The organism is Thalassotalea sp. 1_MG-2023 (assembly GCF_030546745.1).
In the GTDB taxonomy this organism is placed as follows: Bacteria; Pseudomonadota; Gammaproteobacteria; order Enterobacterales; family Alteromonadaceae; genus Thalassotalea_C.
Genome location: NZ_JAUOPD010000003.1, coordinates 65103 through 83268 on the forward strand (window position 1 = coordinate 65103; position 18166 = coordinate 83268).

13 protein-coding genes are annotated in these 18166 nt (G+C 38.1%); 5 read left to right on the plus strand and 8 right to left on the minus strand.

Annotated elements, in window-relative coordinates:
* Window positions 1–88: 88 nt before the first annotated feature.
* Entirely contained in the window at window positions 89–1573 is a 1485-nt protein-coding gene (ilvC, locus tag Q4489_RS03120) for a ketol-acid reductoisomerase (protein WP_303476972.1), read from the plus strand.
* A 96-nt stretch (window positions 1574–1669) separates the two neighbouring features.
* Here ilvC and Q4489_RS03125 read toward each other — a convergent pair whose 3' ends face one another.
* Both Q4489_RS03125 and proB read right to left on the minus strand, forming a co-directional pair.
* Entirely contained in the window at window positions 1670–2926 is a 1257-nt protein-coding gene (locus tag Q4489_RS03125) for a glutamate-5-semialdehyde dehydrogenase (RefSeq protein ID WP_303476974.1), read from the minus strand.
* 16 nt (window positions 2927–2942) lie between these two features.
* The gene (gene proB, locus Q4489_RS03130) at window positions 2943–4043 is read right to left on the minus strand and encodes a glutamate 5-kinase (protein WP_303476976.1); all 1101 of its coding nucleotides are present in this window, start codon (window positions 4041–4043) and stop codon (window positions 2943–2945) included.
* Window positions 4044–4331: 288 nt separating this feature from the next.
* Between proB and Q4489_RS03135 the strand changes: the two genes are divergently transcribed.
* Window positions 4332–5228, plus strand: a complete 897-nt coding sequence (locus Q4489_RS03135) for an acyltransferase (protein WP_074496870.1) — start codon at window positions 4332–4334, stop codon at window positions 5226–5228.
* An 8-nt stretch (window positions 5229–5236) separates the two neighbouring features.
* Window positions 5237–6478, plus strand: a complete 1242-nt coding sequence (locus tag Q4489_RS03140; protein ID WP_303476980.1) for a mechanosensitive ion channel family protein — start codon at window positions 5237–5239, stop codon at window positions 6476–6478.
* Here the strand turns inward: Q4489_RS03140 and tesB are convergent.
* Complete coding sequence (gene tesB / locus Q4489_RS03145; protein ID WP_303476983.1) at window positions 6475–7332, minus strand: acyl-CoA thioesterase II; 858 nt, start codon at window positions 7330–7332, stop codon at window positions 6475–6477. The two genes, Q4489_RS03140 and tesB, sit on opposite strands and share 4 nt — an antisense overlap.
* Window positions 7333–7527: 195 nt before the next feature.
* Here tesB and Q4489_RS03150 point away from each other — a divergent pair, with 195 nt between their 5' ends.
* Window positions 7528–7770: a hypothetical protein gene (locus tag Q4489_RS03150; protein WP_303476986.1), complete on the plus strand. Its 243-nt coding sequence runs from the start codon at window positions 7528–7530 to the stop codon at window positions 7768–7770.
* 233 nt (window positions 7771–8003) lie between these two features.
* Here the strand turns inward: Q4489_RS03150 and Q4489_RS03155 are convergent, their stop codons facing one another.
* The 5 genes from Q4489_RS03155 to Q4489_RS03175 all read right to left on the minus strand — a co-directional run bounded on the left by Q4489_RS03155 (window position 8004) and on the right by Q4489_RS03175 (window position 17614).
* Window positions 8004–10853, minus strand: a complete 2850-nt coding sequence (locus tag Q4489_RS03155; protein ID WP_303476989.1) for a pitrilysin family protein — start codon at window positions 10851–10853, stop codon at window positions 8004–8006.
* Between the two features lie 18 nt (window positions 10854–10871).
* On the minus strand, window positions 10872–12263 hold the full coding sequence (locus Q4489_RS03160) for a pitrilysin family protein (protein ID WP_303476990.1): 1392 nt from the start codon (window positions 12261–12263) through the stop codon (window positions 10872–10874).
* The gene (locus Q4489_RS03165) at window positions 12250–13587 is read right to left on the minus strand and encodes a pitrilysin family protein (protein WP_303476993.1); all 1338 of its coding nucleotides are present in this window, start codon (window positions 13585–13587) and stop codon (window positions 12250–12252) included. Before Q4489_RS03165 ends, Q4489_RS03160 begins: the two co-directional genes overlap by 14 nt.
* Before the next feature lie 316 nt (window positions 13588–13903).
* Complete coding sequence (locus tag Q4489_RS03170) at window positions 13904–15259, minus strand: hypothetical protein (protein ID WP_303476996.1); 1356 nt, start codon at window positions 15257–15259, stop codon at window positions 13904–13906.
* A gap of 132 nt (window positions 15260–15391) precedes the next feature.
* Window positions 15392–17614 (minus strand): winged helix-turn-helix domain-containing protein, encoded by a 2223-nt coding sequence (locus Q4489_RS03175; protein ID WP_303476999.1) that lies wholly within the window; start codon window positions 17612–17614, stop codon window positions 15392–15394.
* 296 nt (window positions 17615–17910) lie between these two features.
* Between Q4489_RS03175 and Q4489_RS03180 the strand changes: the two genes are divergently transcribed.
* On the plus strand, window positions 17911–18138 hold the full coding sequence (locus tag Q4489_RS03180; protein WP_303477003.1) for a hypothetical protein: 228 nt from the start codon (window positions 17911–17913) through the stop codon (window positions 18136–18138).
* Window positions 18139–18166: the final 28 nt, after the last annotated feature.

Here is an 18166-nt window from a genome sequence, read left to right on the forward strand (position 1 = left end):
TGTTCGTCTTGCAGTATTATGCATACAGGTCAGAAAATCTGACATCTTGTTTTAGTTAGTTCAGCAATAAAGCTGGCAAGGAAATATCATGAGCAATTATTTTAATACCCTAAGTTTACGCGAAAAATTAGCCCAATTGGGCAAGTGTCGTTTTATGAAACGTGAAGAGTTCAGCGATGGCTGTAACTTTATCAAAGATTGGAACATCGTTATTGTAGGGTGTGGTGCACAAGGCTTAAACCAAGGTCTTAACATGCGCGATTCTGGCTTGAATATTTCTTATGCCTTACGTGAATCAGCGATTGCCGAAAAACGTCAGTCGTGGGCGTGGGCCACTGAAAATGGTTTTACCGTTGGTACTTATGAAGAGCTTATTCCGCAAGCAGACTTAGTATTAAACTTAACGCCAGATAAGCAACATACCTCTGCTGTTTCGGCGGTAATGCCATTTATGAAACAAGGCTCAACGTTAGCATATTCGCATGGCTTCAATATTGTTGAAGAAGGCATGAAAATTCGTTCTGATATTACTGTGGTAATGGTAGCCCCGAAATGCCCAGGTACGGAAGTACGTGAAGAATACAAACGCGGTTTTGGTGTGCCTACACTAATCGCTGTTCACCCTGAAAATGATCCACAAGGTAACGGTTTAGCCATTGCAAAAGCATATGCTTCAGCAACGGGTGGCGATCGTGCAGGTGTGCTTGAATCATCATTTATCGCAGAAGTTAAGTCTGATTTGATGGGTGAGCAAACTATTTTATGTGGCATGTTACAAACGGCTGCAGTGCTTGGTCATGAACAGCTTGTAGCACAAGGTGTAGACGCAGCATACGCACGTAAATTATTGCAATACGGTATTGAAACTGTCACCGAAGGGTTAAAACATGGTGGCATTACTAACATGATGGACCGCTTGTCAAACCCAGCTAAAATCCGTGCTTTTGATATGGCTGAAGAATTGAAAGACGTATTACGCCCATTATTTGAAAAACACATGGATGATATTATCGAAGGTGTCTTTTCAGCGACGATGATGGAAGACTGGGCGAATGACGATGCAAATTTATTAAAGTGGCGTGAGCAAACGGCTGAATCTTCTTTCGAACAAGCGCCTGATTGCGAAACGGCGATCAGTGAACAAGAATATTACGATAAAGGTATATTTGTTGTCGCTATGGTTAAAGCCGGCGTTGAATTAGCGTTTGAATCTATGGTAGCTGCGGGCATTATTGAAGAGTCTGCGTATTATGAGTCGTTACATGAAACGCCATTAATTGCTAACTGTATCGCGCGTAATAAGTTGTATGAAATGAATGTAGTTATCTCTGACACTGCTGAATATGGTAACTACCTATTTACCCATGCTGCGCAACCAATGCTGAAAGACTTTGTTAGCAAATTATCGTTAGAAGATTTAGGTGAAGGTTTATCAAACACTTCTAACGGTGTTGATAATGTTCGTTTAATCGAAGTGAACGATGCTATTCGTAATCACAGTGTTGAGGTGGTTGGCCAAGAATTACGTGGTTATATGACTGACATGAAGCGTATTGTGGAATCAAACCTATAACATTAGCAATTCACCCTAGACCTGGCTCATCTGAGTTGGGTCAAAAACCGATATTGGTACTCTGGAGCTAATATCGGTTTTTTATTATCCTTCAGCTTATTCTCTTATTTGCCCGTCACCAATAACAATATACTTTTCTGTGGTCAGAGCGTTTAACCCCATCGGGCCATATGCGTGTAATTTACTGGTGGAAATACCTATTTCAGAACCTAAGCCCAATTGACCACCGTCAGAAAAGCGAGAGGATGCATTCGACATGACTACTGATGAATTTATTTGACGAATGAATGCTTGGCATCGACTTACATCTTGACTGACGATGACTTCAGTGTGATCAGAAGTAAACTGATTTATGTGCTCAATAGCCTCATCATAGGAAGATACAACCTTAATCGCTATTTCATAGGCAAGATATTCTGCGTGGTAGTCTTCATCGGTGGCCAGTGTGGCATGTGAAAAGTATGCTTTACTCTGCTTACAGGCATGCACTTTAACCTTTTTGTCTGCTAAAGCCTTTGCTGCAATGGGTAAAAAAGTATCAGCAATGTCTTTATGTACAAGCATGGTTTCAAAAGCATTACAGGCGCTAGGCTTCTGCGCTTTGCCGTTGATAAGAATATTGGTGGCTTTGCTAATATCTGCAAATTTATCAATATATAAGTGGCAAACACCTTTGAAGTGCTGAATCACGGGAATTTGGCTGTTTTCTGTAACATAACGAATAAGCCCTTCGCCACCACGAGGAATGACAAGGTCAATCGTTTCTCGTTGTTTTAAAAGTTGCTCAATAACTGCGCGACTGGTATCGGGGATAACTGAGATAATATTGCGATCAATTTGGCAGTCAACAAGTACTCGATGTAAACAACGAGCTAATGCTAAATTGCTATGTATTGCTTCTGAACCGCCACGCAGTATTACCGCATTGCCTGATTTGATACATAAAGCAGCAGCCTCAGCCGTTACGTTTGGTCTTGCTTCATAAATCATGGCGATAACGCCAAGCGGTATGCGCATTTTCCCTACTTGTATGCCATTAGGTCTCAATGATAAATCAGCCACATGACCTACAGGGTCGGTTAAGGCAATTATGTCTCTAATTGCATTTGCGATGTCCTTAATTCTTTCAGATGTTAATAGCAGTCTGTCTAACATCGCTTCAGTTAAACCGCGTTCGCGGCCTGCTTCAATATCTTTGTTGTTCTCAGCTAAAATGAGTTTTTCATCAGCTTCTATCGCATCTGCCATTTTTAACAGCAGCTCATCTTTAGCTGGTGTGGGTAATTGTGCAACTTGTCTAGCGGCAATGCTTACTAGGCGTGCATTGTCGGCAATATCAAAGGGTGTTGTCATTATTTAAAATTCCATGTTACAGAATAACCATATCGTCGCGGTGAACGATAACCTTACTTGGGCGGTAGCCTAAAATATTGAAAATCTCTTCGCTTTGAACGCCTTTAATTTGTTGCAATTCAGGTTGGCTATATTGGCAAATGCCTTTAGCAATTACACGGTTATTATTCGGGTCAACGAGATCAATAGCATCACCCGCGATAAAGCTTCCTTTGCAATCAATGATGCCAGAAGAAAGTAAAGAAGCGCCATTGCGACTTAATGCTTTAACAGCTCCTTGATCAAGGAAGATTTCACCATTACTTTTTAGAGTATGTTTAAGCCAGTGTTTACGAGCTGGACCTATCGTGTTTTGTTGGGCCAAAAATACTGTGCCTGGATTTTCACCTTTTAGCAGGTGTTCAAAGACTTCACTTTTACTCCCGTTAACAATATAGGTAGTGATGCCATATTCAATTGCTTTTTCGGCTGCTTGAATTTTAGTTTTCATACCCCCTGTTGCAATCGGGTTATGAGTACAACCTGCCATGGCATATATGTCTTCAGTAATTTCAGCTATTTCTGGAATTAAGGCTGCATCTGGGTTGTATCTAGGATCACTATCAAAAACACCATCAACGTCACTGAGTATAAACAAGCAGTCTGCTTCACTGACTAATGCGACTTGTGCAGCTAGATTGTCATTGTCGCCGACTTTTATTTCATCTGAAGCGACAGTGTCATTTTCATTCACGATAGGTAATACATGATTGGCTAAGAGAATACGTATCGTATTTTTAATATTGATATAATGCTGTCGGTCTTTTAAATCGCCATGTGTGATTAGTAACTGGCCGCATGCTTGATCGAAAAAACGTTGCCAGTTTGCCATCATTTTCATTTGTCCGACGGCACCCATCGCTTGTTTTGTTTGAATAGAAGGTATGGGAGAGCTGTGATGAATTGATTGCCTACCAGCAGCAACACTGCCTGATGACACTAAAATAATTTCTTTACCAGCTTGTTGGCATGCGGTAATAAACTGAGCAATAGACAGTAAATACTTACCACTACAACCGTTTGATTCGGGCGATACTAGCGCACTTCCGACTTTGATGACAGCCCTATGAAAATTCATTATTTTTCCTCAATTATCCAGTCATTGAGCATCCTCGATTCTAAAGAAACTTGCAATAATAAAATGTGTTTTTATTAGACGAGATCGTTATTTTTACATGCTTTAAGCAATAACGAGCTTCGAAGTGTCATTATCGTGACAAATATACGTTAACTTTATCATTTTGTCGGTGAGATAAATTTAAAATGATAGAAAAGTAACCAATTCGTTTTTTTAATAATTAGTAGCTGAAAGCAAGTGGAATTCCCTTTATCATAGTGTAATCCGAAATTACTTTTTTATTGTTTCATGTTGAGCTTTTTACCTGCACCAATTATCGGTTTAGTTTCATTTTTACTGTATACCATTAATACATTGTTTTGGTTAATACCCATTATTATTTTTTCATTATTAAAAGCGCTAGTGCCAGTTGCTGGATGGCAAAAGCTATTCAGTTACTTACTTGATCGAATGGCGAGTAATTGGGTTGCGATTAACACGGTTAATCAAAAATTGTTTACTAAAACAAACATTATTGTATCAGGGCTTGAAAAGTTAGAATTAAAGCAATGGTACTTAGTCGTTGCAAATCATCAGAGCTGGGTAGATATTTTGGTGTTACAGCGTGTGTTGCATGGTAAAGCACCTTTTTTGAAGTTTTTTCTTAAGAAAGAGCTGCTTTATGTGCCATTTTTAGGTATAGCATGGTGGGCGTTGGACTTCCCGTTTATGAAACGTTATAGCCAAAGTTTTGTTAAGAAAAACCCGCATTTAAAAGGTAAAGATTTAGAAACTACGCGTAAGGCTTGCGACAAATTTAAACATAAACCAGTGAGTGTGATGAGCTTTATTGAGGGCACAAGATTTACCCCCGAAAAACAGCAAAAACAACGTTCCCCGTTCCAACACCTGCTAAAACCTAAAGCGGGTGGTATAGGGTTTGTGATGTCGGCAATGGGTGAGCAACTTAATAAAGTACTTGATGTGACCATTTACTATCCAGAGAAAACGCCAACCTTTTTTGACTTTCTCTGTGGTCGTGTGCATACCATAGAAGTGCTCATTGAACTAAGAGACATCGACCAAGAGTTAGTGGGTGATTACATGAATGATCGTAATTACAAAATCTACTTTCAAAAGTGGGTGAATACTTTATGGGAACATAAAGATGAGCAATTAGCGCAATTAAATAAGAAATACCATTAGGACTGATTATGCAGGATTATTTTTCGACATGGTTATTGGAAAACGGCGTTCCTGAATATTATTTATCATCAATGACCATGATGCTAGGGACGATATTCATGCTGGTTGTTTCCGGTATTGTTTATTACTTGGCAAAGTTTCAATTGTTGGTTGTTGTGGAAAAAATGGTACTGCATTCTAAAAACAAATGGGATGACTTATTATTTGAACATCAAGTATTTAGCCGCACACTTGCTATTATTCCGTTAGTTACAGCATGGTTTCTTGTGCCACATTTATTTGTTGAAGAAAATCTTTATCGACATTTTTTATTAGTCTTTTTTCATATCGCGATCACGTATCAAGTAGCGCGTGCGATAAGTGCGTTGTTAAACGTATTAAAAAGCGGCTACCGTCAAGTGGCTAAAGAACGTTATATTCCCTTAAATTCAGCGCTTCAAGTGATTAAATTGCTGGTTTACCTTGTAGCAAGTATTTTGTCTATTGCTTTTGTACTGAATAAATCACCTTTATATTTATTAAGTGGTTTAGGTGCGTTAACTGCTGTGCTGTTGTTAGTCTTTCAAGATACGATAAAGGGGTTAGTGGCAAGTATTCAAATTTCAGCGAATAGAATGTTGGCGCCAGGAGATTGGATAGAAATACCACAATATGGTGCCGATGGTGACGTACTAGAGATTGGGTTAAATACCGTCAAAGTAGAAAATTTCGATCGCACTATTACAACGGTGCCTACTTATGCATTGATCAGTGGCTCGTTTAAAAACTGGCGAGGTATGTATGTTTCTGGCGGTCGGCGAATAAAACGGTCTATTACCTTAGATCTAGCTAGCGTTCGTTTTTATAAGCCTGATGAAATAAGTAAATTAAAAACTGTTAGGCTAATTCATGATTATTTACAAGAGAAAATACAAGAGATAAATAGTTACCATCAAGAACGTGGTATTGCACCGGAAGATGTGGTTAATCAACGACAACTAACAACGGTTGGTACTTATCGCGCTTACATTGATCGCTATTTGAAACAACATGATCAAGTGCACCCAGACATGACATGCATGGTACGCCAGTTACCAGCAACTGCTTCAGGGCTGCCCTTAGAGTTATATTTCTTTTGTAAAGACAAAGAATGGGTGAACTACGAAGCCATACAAGCAGATATTTTTGATCATTTATATGCAATGGCTCCGATTTTTAATGTACGAATATTCCAAAACCCGACTGGGGAAGATTGGCGTCAACGACCCTAACGTTGACGTATCACTCCTTCTTGCATGGTACTAGCAACTAAATCGCCAGCTTGATTATAAATTTGGCCGCGAACCAAACCACGCCCGCCTACTGTTGTAGGGCTTTCCATGACATATAATAACCAATCATCAAACCTAAATGGACGATGAAACCACATAGCGTGATCAATACTGGCAATTTGAAAGTTAGGTTGCCAGTGTGTTGTACCGTGTGAAAAAAGCGCGGTTGGTAGAAAATGAAAGTCTGATGTATACGCTAACATGTATTTATGAATACGCGGGTCATCAGGCAAATTACCGTTAGCTTTGATCCACATATGGCAGATAGGCTCTGCTTTTTCTGGCTTTATCCAGTTATATTGCTCTACGGGTCTCAGCTCGATTGGCTTTTCCGATAAAAATTTTACTCGAATACTGTCAGGGATATACTCTTGGTGCTCGAAAATAAAATCACTAAATGATGGAATACCCTCTGGACCAGCTACGGTTGGCATTGTGGGTTGATGATCAAAGCCAACTTCTTCAGATTGAAACGAGGCGGTCATGTAATAAATGGCTTTACCATTTTGTATCGCCTTAACACGACGTGTGTTAAAACTATTGCCGTCTCTAATATTTTCAACTTCGTACACAACAGGTTTTTGAGCGTCACCAGGCCTTAGAAAATAAGAGTGTAAAGAATGGATATGACGTGATGATTCTACGGTTTCTTGTGCTGCAGATAACGCTTGCCCCATTACTTGGCCGCCAAACAGTGCCTTAAAGCCTAAGTCTTGGCTTTGGCCGCGAAAAAGCCCTTGTTCAATCGGCTCTAAAGTTAATAAGTTTAATAAGTCGTTTAATACTTGGCTCATAATTATTGACTGTGTTTTTTGATTTATGGTGTAAGTATAAGAAAGTGAAGTTAACTTTGAAAGCAACGGCTCAAGAGAATCATAAAGCTGTTACTTTTTAATCATGATTTGTTGAAATTTCAAACCAACTAGGATATCTTCGCTTTCATATGTATTTGTTATTTTCATATCTATGGGGTATCTGTGGAAGCTGTAATGAACAGAGAGTTATTGCTAGAACGTAGACATTATCAACCAGAGCATTCAATGCTGTGGGATAAATTGTCGTTGGCGCAAAAATTTGCGGCGAGTAGTTTAACCCAATTTGGTTATGATCTATCGTTTATTCGTGCTAGTAACGCAGGAAGTTTAGCGGTACTCATGTGTGATGGTAATGTTGCAACGATTTCAGACGAAGGAGAAATAGACACCTCTCCAGCAATTACTATCAGACCCTAATCTCTGACAATGCTTGCCAAATGAAAGCTGCTAAACGCAGCTTTTTTTATAACAAAGTTTTATTGAAATAAATGATTATGTGAGTGTTAAAAGGCACAGAGGTATGGCATTGATTGCAAATAATGCTTATTAAAAAGTACATGTCTGTAACATTCTTGTTCACGTTGTATCACTTTCCGTCTTGATAAAAAAAAGCCTGATGTTTCCACCAGGCTTTGATCACAACTATTTACTTATAGTTCATGTTGTATTACTTGATAACCAAGTGCTTCAAGTTGAGGTGTTAGTGTGGCTGAGTCACCTACGACAACCATTAACATGTCTTGCAATTGTAAATGCTTTTTAGCAAGTGCATTGATTTCATCGGCTGTAATATTTTCAACAATATTAACGCGTTCTTGTACAAAGCTAGGCGTTAAGTCATGCGCTAAAATTTGCGCTAAAAAGCCTAATTTTGCTCGTGGCGTTTCATATTTTAGCGCATCTTTTTGGTTGATCGCATTACGCATAAAGGTTAATTCTTCACGTGTAATGCCACTCGTAGCATAACGTTCTATTTCTTTGACAAATTCAACAATTGATTTGTCTGTTGCATCTGCACGAACTTCAGCACTGGCGGTGAAAAAACCGGCTAATTTATTAGCACTAAAGTAAGAGCGCGCACCATAGGTGTAACCTTTGTCTTCGCGTAGGTTTAAATTAATACGACTATTAAATGCGCCTCCTAAAGGGAAGTTCATTAAATAAGACTTATAGTACTCGCCGGTAATGTCTTCTGTAAGTGAACGTTTACCAATGCGAATAGCAGATTGTGCTGCTTGGTCTTTATTGACTAAGTAAATAACACCAAGTTTGGTTTTGGGCTTTGGCAGGGTCAGATTTAATGATTTGCCTTCACCTTGCCATTGCGTAAATACTGACAATGATTTACTTACCTGCACTTGGTTAAGGTCAGAAACAACAATTAATTCACTTTGCTTCGGCTTTACGTGTGTTTGGTAGAATGTTTTCACATCGTTTAACGTTATATTCGATAATGTCTCTTCTGTACCGCCAATAGGCATAGATGCAATATTGTCGGCATGCAGTAATTGACGATAAGCGCTAGAGGCTAAATAGCCAGCATCTTTTTTACTATTGATCACGCCTTGAATTGAGTTGCTTTTATTTCGTTTAAATTCACTGCTAATAAATGCTGGCGCAGTAAGTTTTTCATTAACCAACTGTAGAGTGGCATCAATATTTTTGGTTAATGCATTAATATGCACATTAATGTGTTGGTTACTAGGCGAGATATACACAGAAGCACCGAGTTTTTCTAACGCATTACTCATGGCTTCAGCACTACGTTTAGTGGTTGATTCATTCAACATACTGGTAAGTAATGACACAACCCCTGCTTTATCTTTATCGCTGTAATAATGACCTGCAGGTATTTTTAATAAAATTGACGTAGTGGGGGTTTCTAAACTTTGTGTACCCAATACTTTAATACCGTTAGCTAATGTTGTGCGCCACATGTCAGGTACTTTCACTGCTTTATTTACACCGGCTTTAGGGATCACACTACGGTCGAAGTTATCGGTTGCTTTACGAATTGCTAAATCATCAGCAGAGGTAGCATCTGATGGCTTAATATCGCGAGCCGTGGGTGTAAAATTATCATTTGCGGCAATTAGGTCTTTCTTACCCTTTGGCACTACGCTCATGATCACGGCATGTTGATCTTTAATGTAGGTATTAAAAACCCGCATAACATCTTCTTTAGTAACGTTTGCATATCGTGAGATGTCTTGCTCAATATAGTTAGGATTACCGGTAAAAGTTTCGTTTGCAGCAAGTTGGCTAACTTTTCCTGAAACACTTTGTAATCCGAAGATATAGTTCGCTTCCATATCAGCTTTTACTTTGATTAAGTCATCTTCTTGTACACCGCGTGTTTCAAATTCTGTTAAAGAATCTCGGATAATTTTTTCTAAGTCAGCTAAGTTCTTCCCTGATGCAGGGTGTGGTAATGCGAGTAAATTGAAGGTACACGCTAATTCTGCACATGGATGGTTGACGGTTGCTTGAACAGCAATTTGATTCTTTACTAAGTTCTTATAAAGTAGAGACGTTTTACCTCCACCAAGAATACTTGAAAGTACATCTAACGGAGCTTCATCTTCGTGACGCACTGAAACTGTAGGGTAAGACATATAAAGCAAGGGTAAATGAACATTGTCTTCCATTGAAATATAGCGATCTTTATCAAGCGTCACTTTTTGCTTTTCAGGTGGCAAGACTTCTGGACCACGAGGGATGCTACCAAAGTATTTTTTTATTAAACTGAGCGTTTGTGCTGGCTCTATGTCGCCACCAATAGATAACGTGGCATTATTAGGACCATACCAACGTAAAAAGAAGGCTTTTAAATCATTAACATTTACGCGATTCAAATCTTCTAAATAGCCAATGACAGGCCATGAATATGGATGTCCTGCTGGGTAAAGAGCTTGTGATACACGTTCGTATAAGCGTCCGTATGGTCGGTTATCTACTCGCTGACCACGTTCATTTTTTACTGTTTCGCGTTGAACTTCAAATTTTTCTTGCGTAACTGCATCAACTAGAAAGCCCATTCTATCGGCTTCTAACCACAGCATTTTTTCTAACTGACTAGCAGGCACTGTTTGAAAATAATTAGTTCGATCAGTATTTGTGGTGCCATTCATGGTACCACCCGCTTCAGTGACTAATTTGAAATGTTGTTCATCGGCAACGTTTTCAGAGCCTTGGAACATCATGTGTTCAAAAAAATGTGCAAAACCAGATTTACCAATTTCTTCGCGACCAGAGCCAACGTGATAAGTCACGTCAACATGTACTAAAGGATCAGAAGTATCTTGATGAAGAATGACAGTTAAGCCGTTATCGAGCTTATACTTTTGGTACGGAATGACGGTTTTCCCCGGCTTTCCTTGTACTTGCTCTACAAAGTTAACACCTTCAATATTGGTGACAGCTTTGTCATCATTTGGACTATTGGTTTGTTGGCAAGCAGTAAGGCCAAGCATCAATAGCGGTATGGTCCATTTTTTCAAAGTATATCTCCTGAATGCTTATTGGATGTTAAATCCACTTTTTTTAATGTCTGTTTCGGTAATCTTACCGTATTTTGTTAACGCTTTTCTAATTTCATCTGCTTTACCTATGACGACAAATTGTAAGTTTTCTTTAGGGAAGTAGGTATTAATCAATTGGCGAGATTTTTCTATCGTTAAGGAATCAACCTGTTGCTCAAAGGTATTGATATAGCTTTCATCGAATCCATAGCCATACATATTTGCTAATAGGTCAGCTAATTGATTGGCAGTTTCAAATTTTGGTGGGAATTGACCTTTAACGTATGCTTTAGCAGAAGTTAGGGTAGCTGAATCAATACCTTGTTGCCATAAGCGTTGATAGGTTTTTAACGCGAGATCAATGGCTTCAATGGTTGTTTCTGTTTTCGTGAAAGTAGAAATAGTAAATGTACCGTCATGACTATATGACGTAAAACGACTTCTCGCACCATAGGTAAGGCCGGCGTTAACACGCAGTTCATCATTTAACCAAGAGGTAAAACGCCCGCCTAAAATAGTATTAATGACTGAAAGGCCAACGATATCAGGGTTATTTCTGGCGATACCTTTACCGCCAATTAAAAAAGTTGACTCGCGAGCATCTCCCTTATTTACAAGTAACACTTGCGGTGAACTAGCATGAGGGGTTTTCTTAATGTCTTGTTGTTGTAAATCGGGAGTAGCGCTAGACCATGATGAGAATAACTGTTGTATTTTCTCTTTCATTACTTCGGTTTCAAAATCACCGACAACAATGACCGCAGCGTTATTGGCTTTATACCACTTACTGTGATGTTGTTTAATCAAGGGAAGGCTTAATGACTTAATACTTTCTTGATCGCCACTCGTTACGGCACCATAACCGTTTTGACCAAATACAAGACGGTTGAAGTATTGATTTACTACAGATCTAGGGCTTTCTTTTCTTTGGGTTAACTGCAAAGCATGTCGACTTTTATGTTTCTTAAATTCTGTTTCGTCAAAACGTGGAAAAAGTACCGCATCACGTAAAATGTTCATGATGTTATCGGTGTCTTTTACAGCAAAAGAAGCTCCAATCGTTGAAAATTCTAAATTAGCTGTGCTGTACAACTCTGCGCCAACAAAATCTATTTGTTGATCTAATTGTGTTTTAGATAGGTGCTTAGTTCCTAATAACAAATTTTGAGCAGTGAGGTAGCTAAGCCCTGCGTTATTAGCATCATCAATAGCGCCAACATTAACAACGATATTAACATCGATTAACGGCACTTCATGTTGTTCCATTAATATGACCGTTAAACCATTTTTTAAGGTGAATTTTTCATAGCTTGGCAAGGTGTATCCTGCTGTTGCTATCTGGCTAATAAGGGTGAAAAATATGGCCAATAGGGCGTTATAAATCTTCATTACTTGAATCCTCCTGTGAAGATAATACACCAACAGTACGATTGGCTTTACGTAGGTATTTTTTGGCAACACGTTGTACATCATCTACGGTAACTTTTTCATAGTCTTGCGGCGCTGAAAATAATTTCTTGTAATCACCGAAGTACATTTGAAAGCTTCCTATCGTATTTGCCTTACCATTAATGGTCGACATCTCACGGTAGAAATTTACTAATTTTGTGTTTTTCACTTTTTGTAATTCTTGTGCGGTGATCCCTTCACGCATAATGGAATTTATTTCGGCAATTACCGATTTTTCCAGTACCTGAGCGTTAATGTCTTTAGCGGCAACGGCGTATATATAAAAAAGGTTTGGATCAATAGATTGCGGCATATAAGTAAAAATAGAACTCGCAATTTGTTTGTCGTTAACTAACGATTTTTGTAGTCGCGAACTATCACCTACCGATAATATATCACTCAAAATATCAAGGGCATAATAATCTTCATGTTGGGTTTCTGGTACATGAAAAGCCATTAAAATATTGGGAGTGGTTACCGAAGCTTTATGTAAATAAGCACGGCGTTCACCTTTTTGCTCTGGCTCAACAGTATGTATTTTTCTTGGGGGCTTTTGAGCGGGAATTGATTCGAAATACTGTTTAGCAAGAGATTTTACCTTAGCCACAGTGACATCACCTGCGATTACTACGACTGCATTGTTCGGCGCATAGTAAGTTTTGTGAAAACGTTTTAAGTCTTCTAAACTCCAATTGTCAATATCTGATTGATGACCAATCACTGACCAACTATAAGGATGAGCACGGAACGCGGCATTTTTTACTTCTTCTGAAATTGCGCGAAAATTAGAGTTTTCTAAACCTGTGCTGCGTTCTGAAGTTACCACGCCACGTTCACTCTCGACCATGTTTTTATCGATTGATAAATTTGCAATGCGATCAGCTTCTAAATCAAACATTGTTTCAATGGAGGCTGCAGGAAACCAGTCGGTATAAACAGTCAAGTTTTCAGTAGTATATGCGTTATTACTTCCACCAGCAGCTTCCATGGTACGGTCAAACATTTTTGGGCCGTATTTCTTCGAGCCATTAAACATCATGTGTTCAAAAAAGTGTGATAATCCGGTGATTCCTGGGTATTCATTTCTTGAACCGACCTTCCAGAATAAATACATGTTCGCATTAGGAATTGAATGATCTTCAAGTACTAAAAACTGCATGCCGTTTTTTAGTGTAAAGGTGTGAATATCTTCTACATTAGTGGCAAAGGATGTGTTTGCCACTAGAAGAGCGCACACTAATGCAAAGGCTTTAACGAACCTCATATTTTTTCTCCGTTGAGTGTAGTGCGTGGTTGTAAGTTATTATTATTTTAATCTTTATTGAGTGTTGGTGAGTTTACGGTAATGGCAAACAGATGCGCCTTCCTTGTTTACAGTGGCGTTAATTGTGAATTGTCTTCACTCAATTTAGCGTAACTGTTTTTTGTACAAAGGGGGTTTTTTATCCAACACTCTGATAAGTACATAGAATTGTATAGCACAAAGTTAGAATATAACAAAAGATTAACATGTGTTTCTTCTTATTTTGGGCATATTACGTTGAAAATAGCGAATTATGCGATAGAGCGTGTTTTTCTTGTTATTTTTTTCTGCGAATAATTAGCCATATAGCACCGAGTAATAATAAACTCGTTAGTGTCAGGCTGATCCATAACCATTGCATCTTTGATTGTTGCGCGAGTAACTTATTCATCATGTTAGCTTTAAGCGATTGATGGAGGCTTTCGCGTTCTTGAATAATAGCGTTAAAGTTGCGTTCTTGTTCGCTAAAGTCGTACTCTCTGTCGTGCTTGGCTTTGGTTAGTACCGCTTCATATCTTTTTGCTAACCACTTATTCGCTTCTTTATGATTGTTAATTGCGGTATTGGCCTCAGTATAGGCAGTGTAAACATCAAGTAGTGTACTTTTCATGCCTTCACTTTCGGCTAACTGATGAGCTCGTTCAATCATGGCGAAACCGTGCTGTATTTCGTCACTGTGTATCGTTGCTAACCCTTTGTTTAGTAAGCAAATAGCGGTCAAATTGATTTGATTGATTTGCTCGGAAATTTCAATACATCGTTTAGCTCGTTCAATGGCGAGTTGGTAATTTTTATATCGTAAAAAATAATCTGAAATATTGGCGTATACAGATGCTTGTATTTCTAGATCATTAGCTTGTAGGGCGTATTCTTGCGCTTTAAGGTAAGCATTTAATTCTTCGTCTTTCTTACCTAAATAAGCTAACGCAATCGCCCTATTAATGTAGTTAGCTGCAACCAAACTAGTTGGTGCTTGAGGCATTAATGACAACGTTGAGATAGCGTTATCTGACATGATTAATGCTTGTGCATATTCAAAACGATCTAGGTATAAGGTCACTTGATTAGTATAAATGGTAACAACCTTATCTAAATTGCCAACGTGCTGAAAATAAGCGTGCGCTTTAATATAATCTTGTAAGGCCTCCCCGCTTTTCGATAACTTGCTATATGAAACGCCACGCGTTATTCGGGCACTTGCTTCAATAAATAGATAATTAATACTGGCGGCTAAGTCTATTGCTTGGGTTGAATATTGTGCTGCCTGTAAGTACTTGCCTTGGCGCATTTTATTTAATGCTAGGCGTTCGTAATAAGTACTAAGTATCCATTGTTCATCATGTTGACTGGCAAATAACTGTAGAGTATTGATTAAAGTATTGGCTGCTAAATAGTCATTACTGGCTTGTTTAATCGCTATTTTGGCCAATAGATTTGCTATTTGTAGTGGTAATGCTAATTGCTCAATTTCACTGGTATCAAGTGACTTGTATTGCTGTTGTGCTGTTGATAAATCGTTGCGGGCATTCTGTGCAATATTGAGTAGCTGGGTAGCTAACGGGTTAGCATTGACTTGGGCAAATGGGTCAAATGTATCAGGTACTTCGTTTGATAATACATTTATGCTAGCCATAGTTAAATAAATGAAAACGATATATTTTAGTATTATCTTCACCCTATCACTCAGTTAGTTTCTACTGTGCATTTAATACCATCATACAATTGAAACCGCTTACATGGAAGTTATACATGTAAGCGGTGGTTGTTATTTTGCAGCATTAAGTAATGGTTTCTGCCAGGTAATACGTTTTATTTGTGATGGAGCATTGTTATATTTTGCAGCGATTGCACTGTGATTGCTGTCCATTTTAAAACCGGATGTTCTAAAGGGAATAGTCGTGCTTGATACTTCACCGGAATTAAGCGTCATTTTATATAAATTATTGCTATCTAAGCTGTATAACGCTTCCGTTGTAAGAGAAACTGAGCACCAGCATTGCGCGATGGGAATGGTAATTTTGTGTTTTGATTGACCGTTTAAGCGATGTAAATGATTGTCATTGATATAATATATTTGCTGATGCTCATCTTTAAGTAACATTTTGCCGCCATCTTGTGTTAATTGATGTTGAGCGTTAGTCGTTAAATTTGTTGACCAAATTTGTCGAATGCCATCATGTTCCATATCGTAATATATTTTTTGCTGATCTTCTTGCCATTGATAACTGCCAATGGCACCGTGCGTTGGCATTTCAACTGTCTGAACAGCGTTAGTTTTTACGTTAAAAGTTTCTAAGTGTTCGCCGCGTAAATATAAAAGGTGTTCTTGATCAGGCGATAACACTAAAGAGCCTATTTTTTTTGGTTTTTTCTGAGAGAATGCTGAAATTTGTTTTACTTGCTGTCCTTGTTTACGCCAAATCTGTAAATTACCTGTACGGCTTGAAATAAAATAGCGCGATTTTGTGTTATCTAATTGCGTCGTTGCATAGTAATTCATTGAATCAGATTTCACTAATGAGGTTACGTTAACTGTTTTTTGCTGGTTAAACAGTTCTGAGATATTAACCACCTCTAAATTTTGACCAGTTGCCATAGCGAGCAATATATTTGATGTATCTTCAACGGCCAAACCTACAACCCAGTTATTTATGTTTATCGGATATGAGCTAACGTTATCTCCAGATACATTAAAAATTGTAAGCTCTCTAGCGATTTGTACTGCAATATGTTGACTATCTGGAAACCAATCAAATACAAGCGGCACACCGGTATGCGGTATTTGATAAAGTTTATTATTGTCTCGGGTGGTTAAGTCCATTATATGTACCGATAATGGCTGGTCCCGCTGATGTCGTTGATATAGAAGTTTTTTATTGTCAGGTGACAGCTTAAGGTTAGTGACACCAAATTGAGTGTCACCTGACGGAATAAGTAAGGTCGACTTCTTTGTTTTAACATCGTAAACAACCACTTGGCCACCTTGTTTAACTTGGTCAAGCTCAATGAGGTACAACTTCTTGCCATTTGATGCTAAATGAGCGCCACCGTATATCTCTTTTTCACATGTTTTTAGTTTCGTAACGGGTGGGTTATCAACAAAGCTAGTGAGATCAAATAGGCCGAGAAAACATTCGTCTTTATAATTGGTCACTTCGGCGAGCACCTTGTGGCTTTCATGCTGCCAAGAGATAGACGTAACATCAAAATCTTTGTAAATCAATTGTACTTCTTTTAAATCACCTTTACGTTTTACAAAGCTGTTTATCTTTGGTTCGGCCCTATTGTTGTATGCGAACAATAAGTTATCTGAGGATACAATGGGCCTAAGCTCTTGGCCTGAATTCCACGTCACCCCTTGTATAGTATGTGAAATGGGTAATTTATTGACAGGCTCATTCGACAATTTTGAGCTCGCCTTTGCAGGTTTTACGTGATTATTTATATTGGTTTCACTGGTGGAAGTCGCTTGAAAATAAGTGAATATATGATAACCGACAATCAATAACACAAGTGATATTAACGCAAAAAACATGAAACGATAGTGTTTATAGTTAATGCGACTACGTTGCTGCATAACACTCGCTGACAAATTATCGGTAATATGTAAGTGCTCGCTATTGCTCTCATTGCTGGTTTCAATGGTAGCTTTATTGTTTGATGAATTCTCATCAGATATGGCAATAACCTCAACCGTAATACTGTAGCCTTTACGGTAATGTGTTTTGATTAACGGTGCTACATTTTCTGGGTGTGATAGCTTTTTTCTGAGTTCTGACATTGCACGATTGATAGCGTTATCGTCAACAAATGTTTGTTGCCACACATTTTCTACAAGTTCTTGGCGAGAAATGATCTTGTGAGGATGTTTTACAAAGTAACTTAGCAGCTTAAATAAAATAGGCTCTAACTCGATATCATTTGTGGAATTTGAGCAAAGAATGCATTTTTGCGGTATGAATAACCAAGGGCCTATTTGAAAATTCATGAATTGTACTTAATTAAGAAAATCTAATGGTAAATGTAACATATTTTTCACATCTACAAAATATCTCAATAAATTAGTTAGTTAAAGGTAAAATCGAGTTAAATAAGTCTATGATAAGGTTTTGATAAGGTTTGATATCTTTTAATAAATAGCAACAATAACAATATTTTATGCTGTTTTATTCTTATGGGTAAATTGATATGACTTTGGTAAGGGACAGGAAGCATTTTCTGCCGTAATCTTGTTTCCATCAGCGAGCAATCGCTACGGTATCAATAGCACGAGAGGAAGATAAGATGAAAAATATGACAAAACACAAACAGTATATTATTGGCCCATTAATCGCCTTACTGGCTTTATTATGTGGCAGTGCTTCGGCTAAATCAGTACAACAGATTACTCATAGTGATCTAAAAAAAATGGCAAAACAAGATATTCAATTAGTTATGGAGCAAAACAAACACCTCCTAAACCTAAGTACTAAAACAGTTACATTAAAACCAATAAACACATTAACAAAATAAATCACACATAATTAACATTAAATATAGT

Coding starts and splice junctions, on each gene's coding strand:
- ilvC (WP_303476972.1), top strand. CDS start 89: ATGAGCAATTATTTTAATACCCTAAGTTTACGCGAAAAATTAGCCCAA.
- Q4489_RS03125 (WP_303476974.1), bottom strand. CDS start 2,926: ATGACAACACCCTTTGATATTGCCGACAATGCACGCCTAGTAAGCATT.
- proB (WP_303476976.1), bottom strand. CDS start 4,043: ATGAATTTTCATAGGGCTGTCATCAAAGTCGGAAGTGCGCTAGTATCG.
- Q4489_RS03135 (WP_074496870.1), top strand. CDS start 4,332: ATGTTGAGCTTTTTACCTGCACCAATTATCGGTTTAGTTTCATTTTTA.
- Q4489_RS03140 (WP_303476980.1), top strand. CDS start 5,237: ATGCAGGATTATTTTTCGACATGGTTATTGGAAAACGGCGTTCCTGAA.
- tesB (WP_303476983.1), bottom strand. CDS start 7,332: ATGAGCCAAGTATTAAACGACTTATTAAACTTATTAACTTTAGAGCCG.
- Q4489_RS03150 (WP_303476986.1), top strand. CDS start 7,528: ATGAACAGAGAGTTATTGCTAGAACGTAGACATTATCAACCAGAGCAT.
- Q4489_RS03160 (WP_303476990.1), bottom strand. CDS start 12,263: ATGAAGATTTATAACGCCCTATTGGCCATATTTTTCACCCTTATTAGC.
- Q4489_RS03165 (WP_303476993.1), bottom strand. CDS start 13,587: ATGAGGTTCGTTAAAGCCTTTGCATTAGTGTGCGCTCTTCTAGTGGCA.
- Q4489_RS03170 (WP_303476996.1), bottom strand. CDS start 15,259: ATGGCTAGCATAAATGTATTATCAAACGAAGTACCTGATACATTTGAC.
- Q4489_RS03175 (WP_303476999.1), bottom strand. CDS start 17,614: ATGAATTTTCAAATAGGCCCTTGGTTATTCATACCGCAAAAATGCATT.
- Q4489_RS03180 (WP_303477003.1), top strand. CDS start 17,911: ATGAAAAATATGACAAAACACAAACAGTATATTATTGGCCCATTAATC.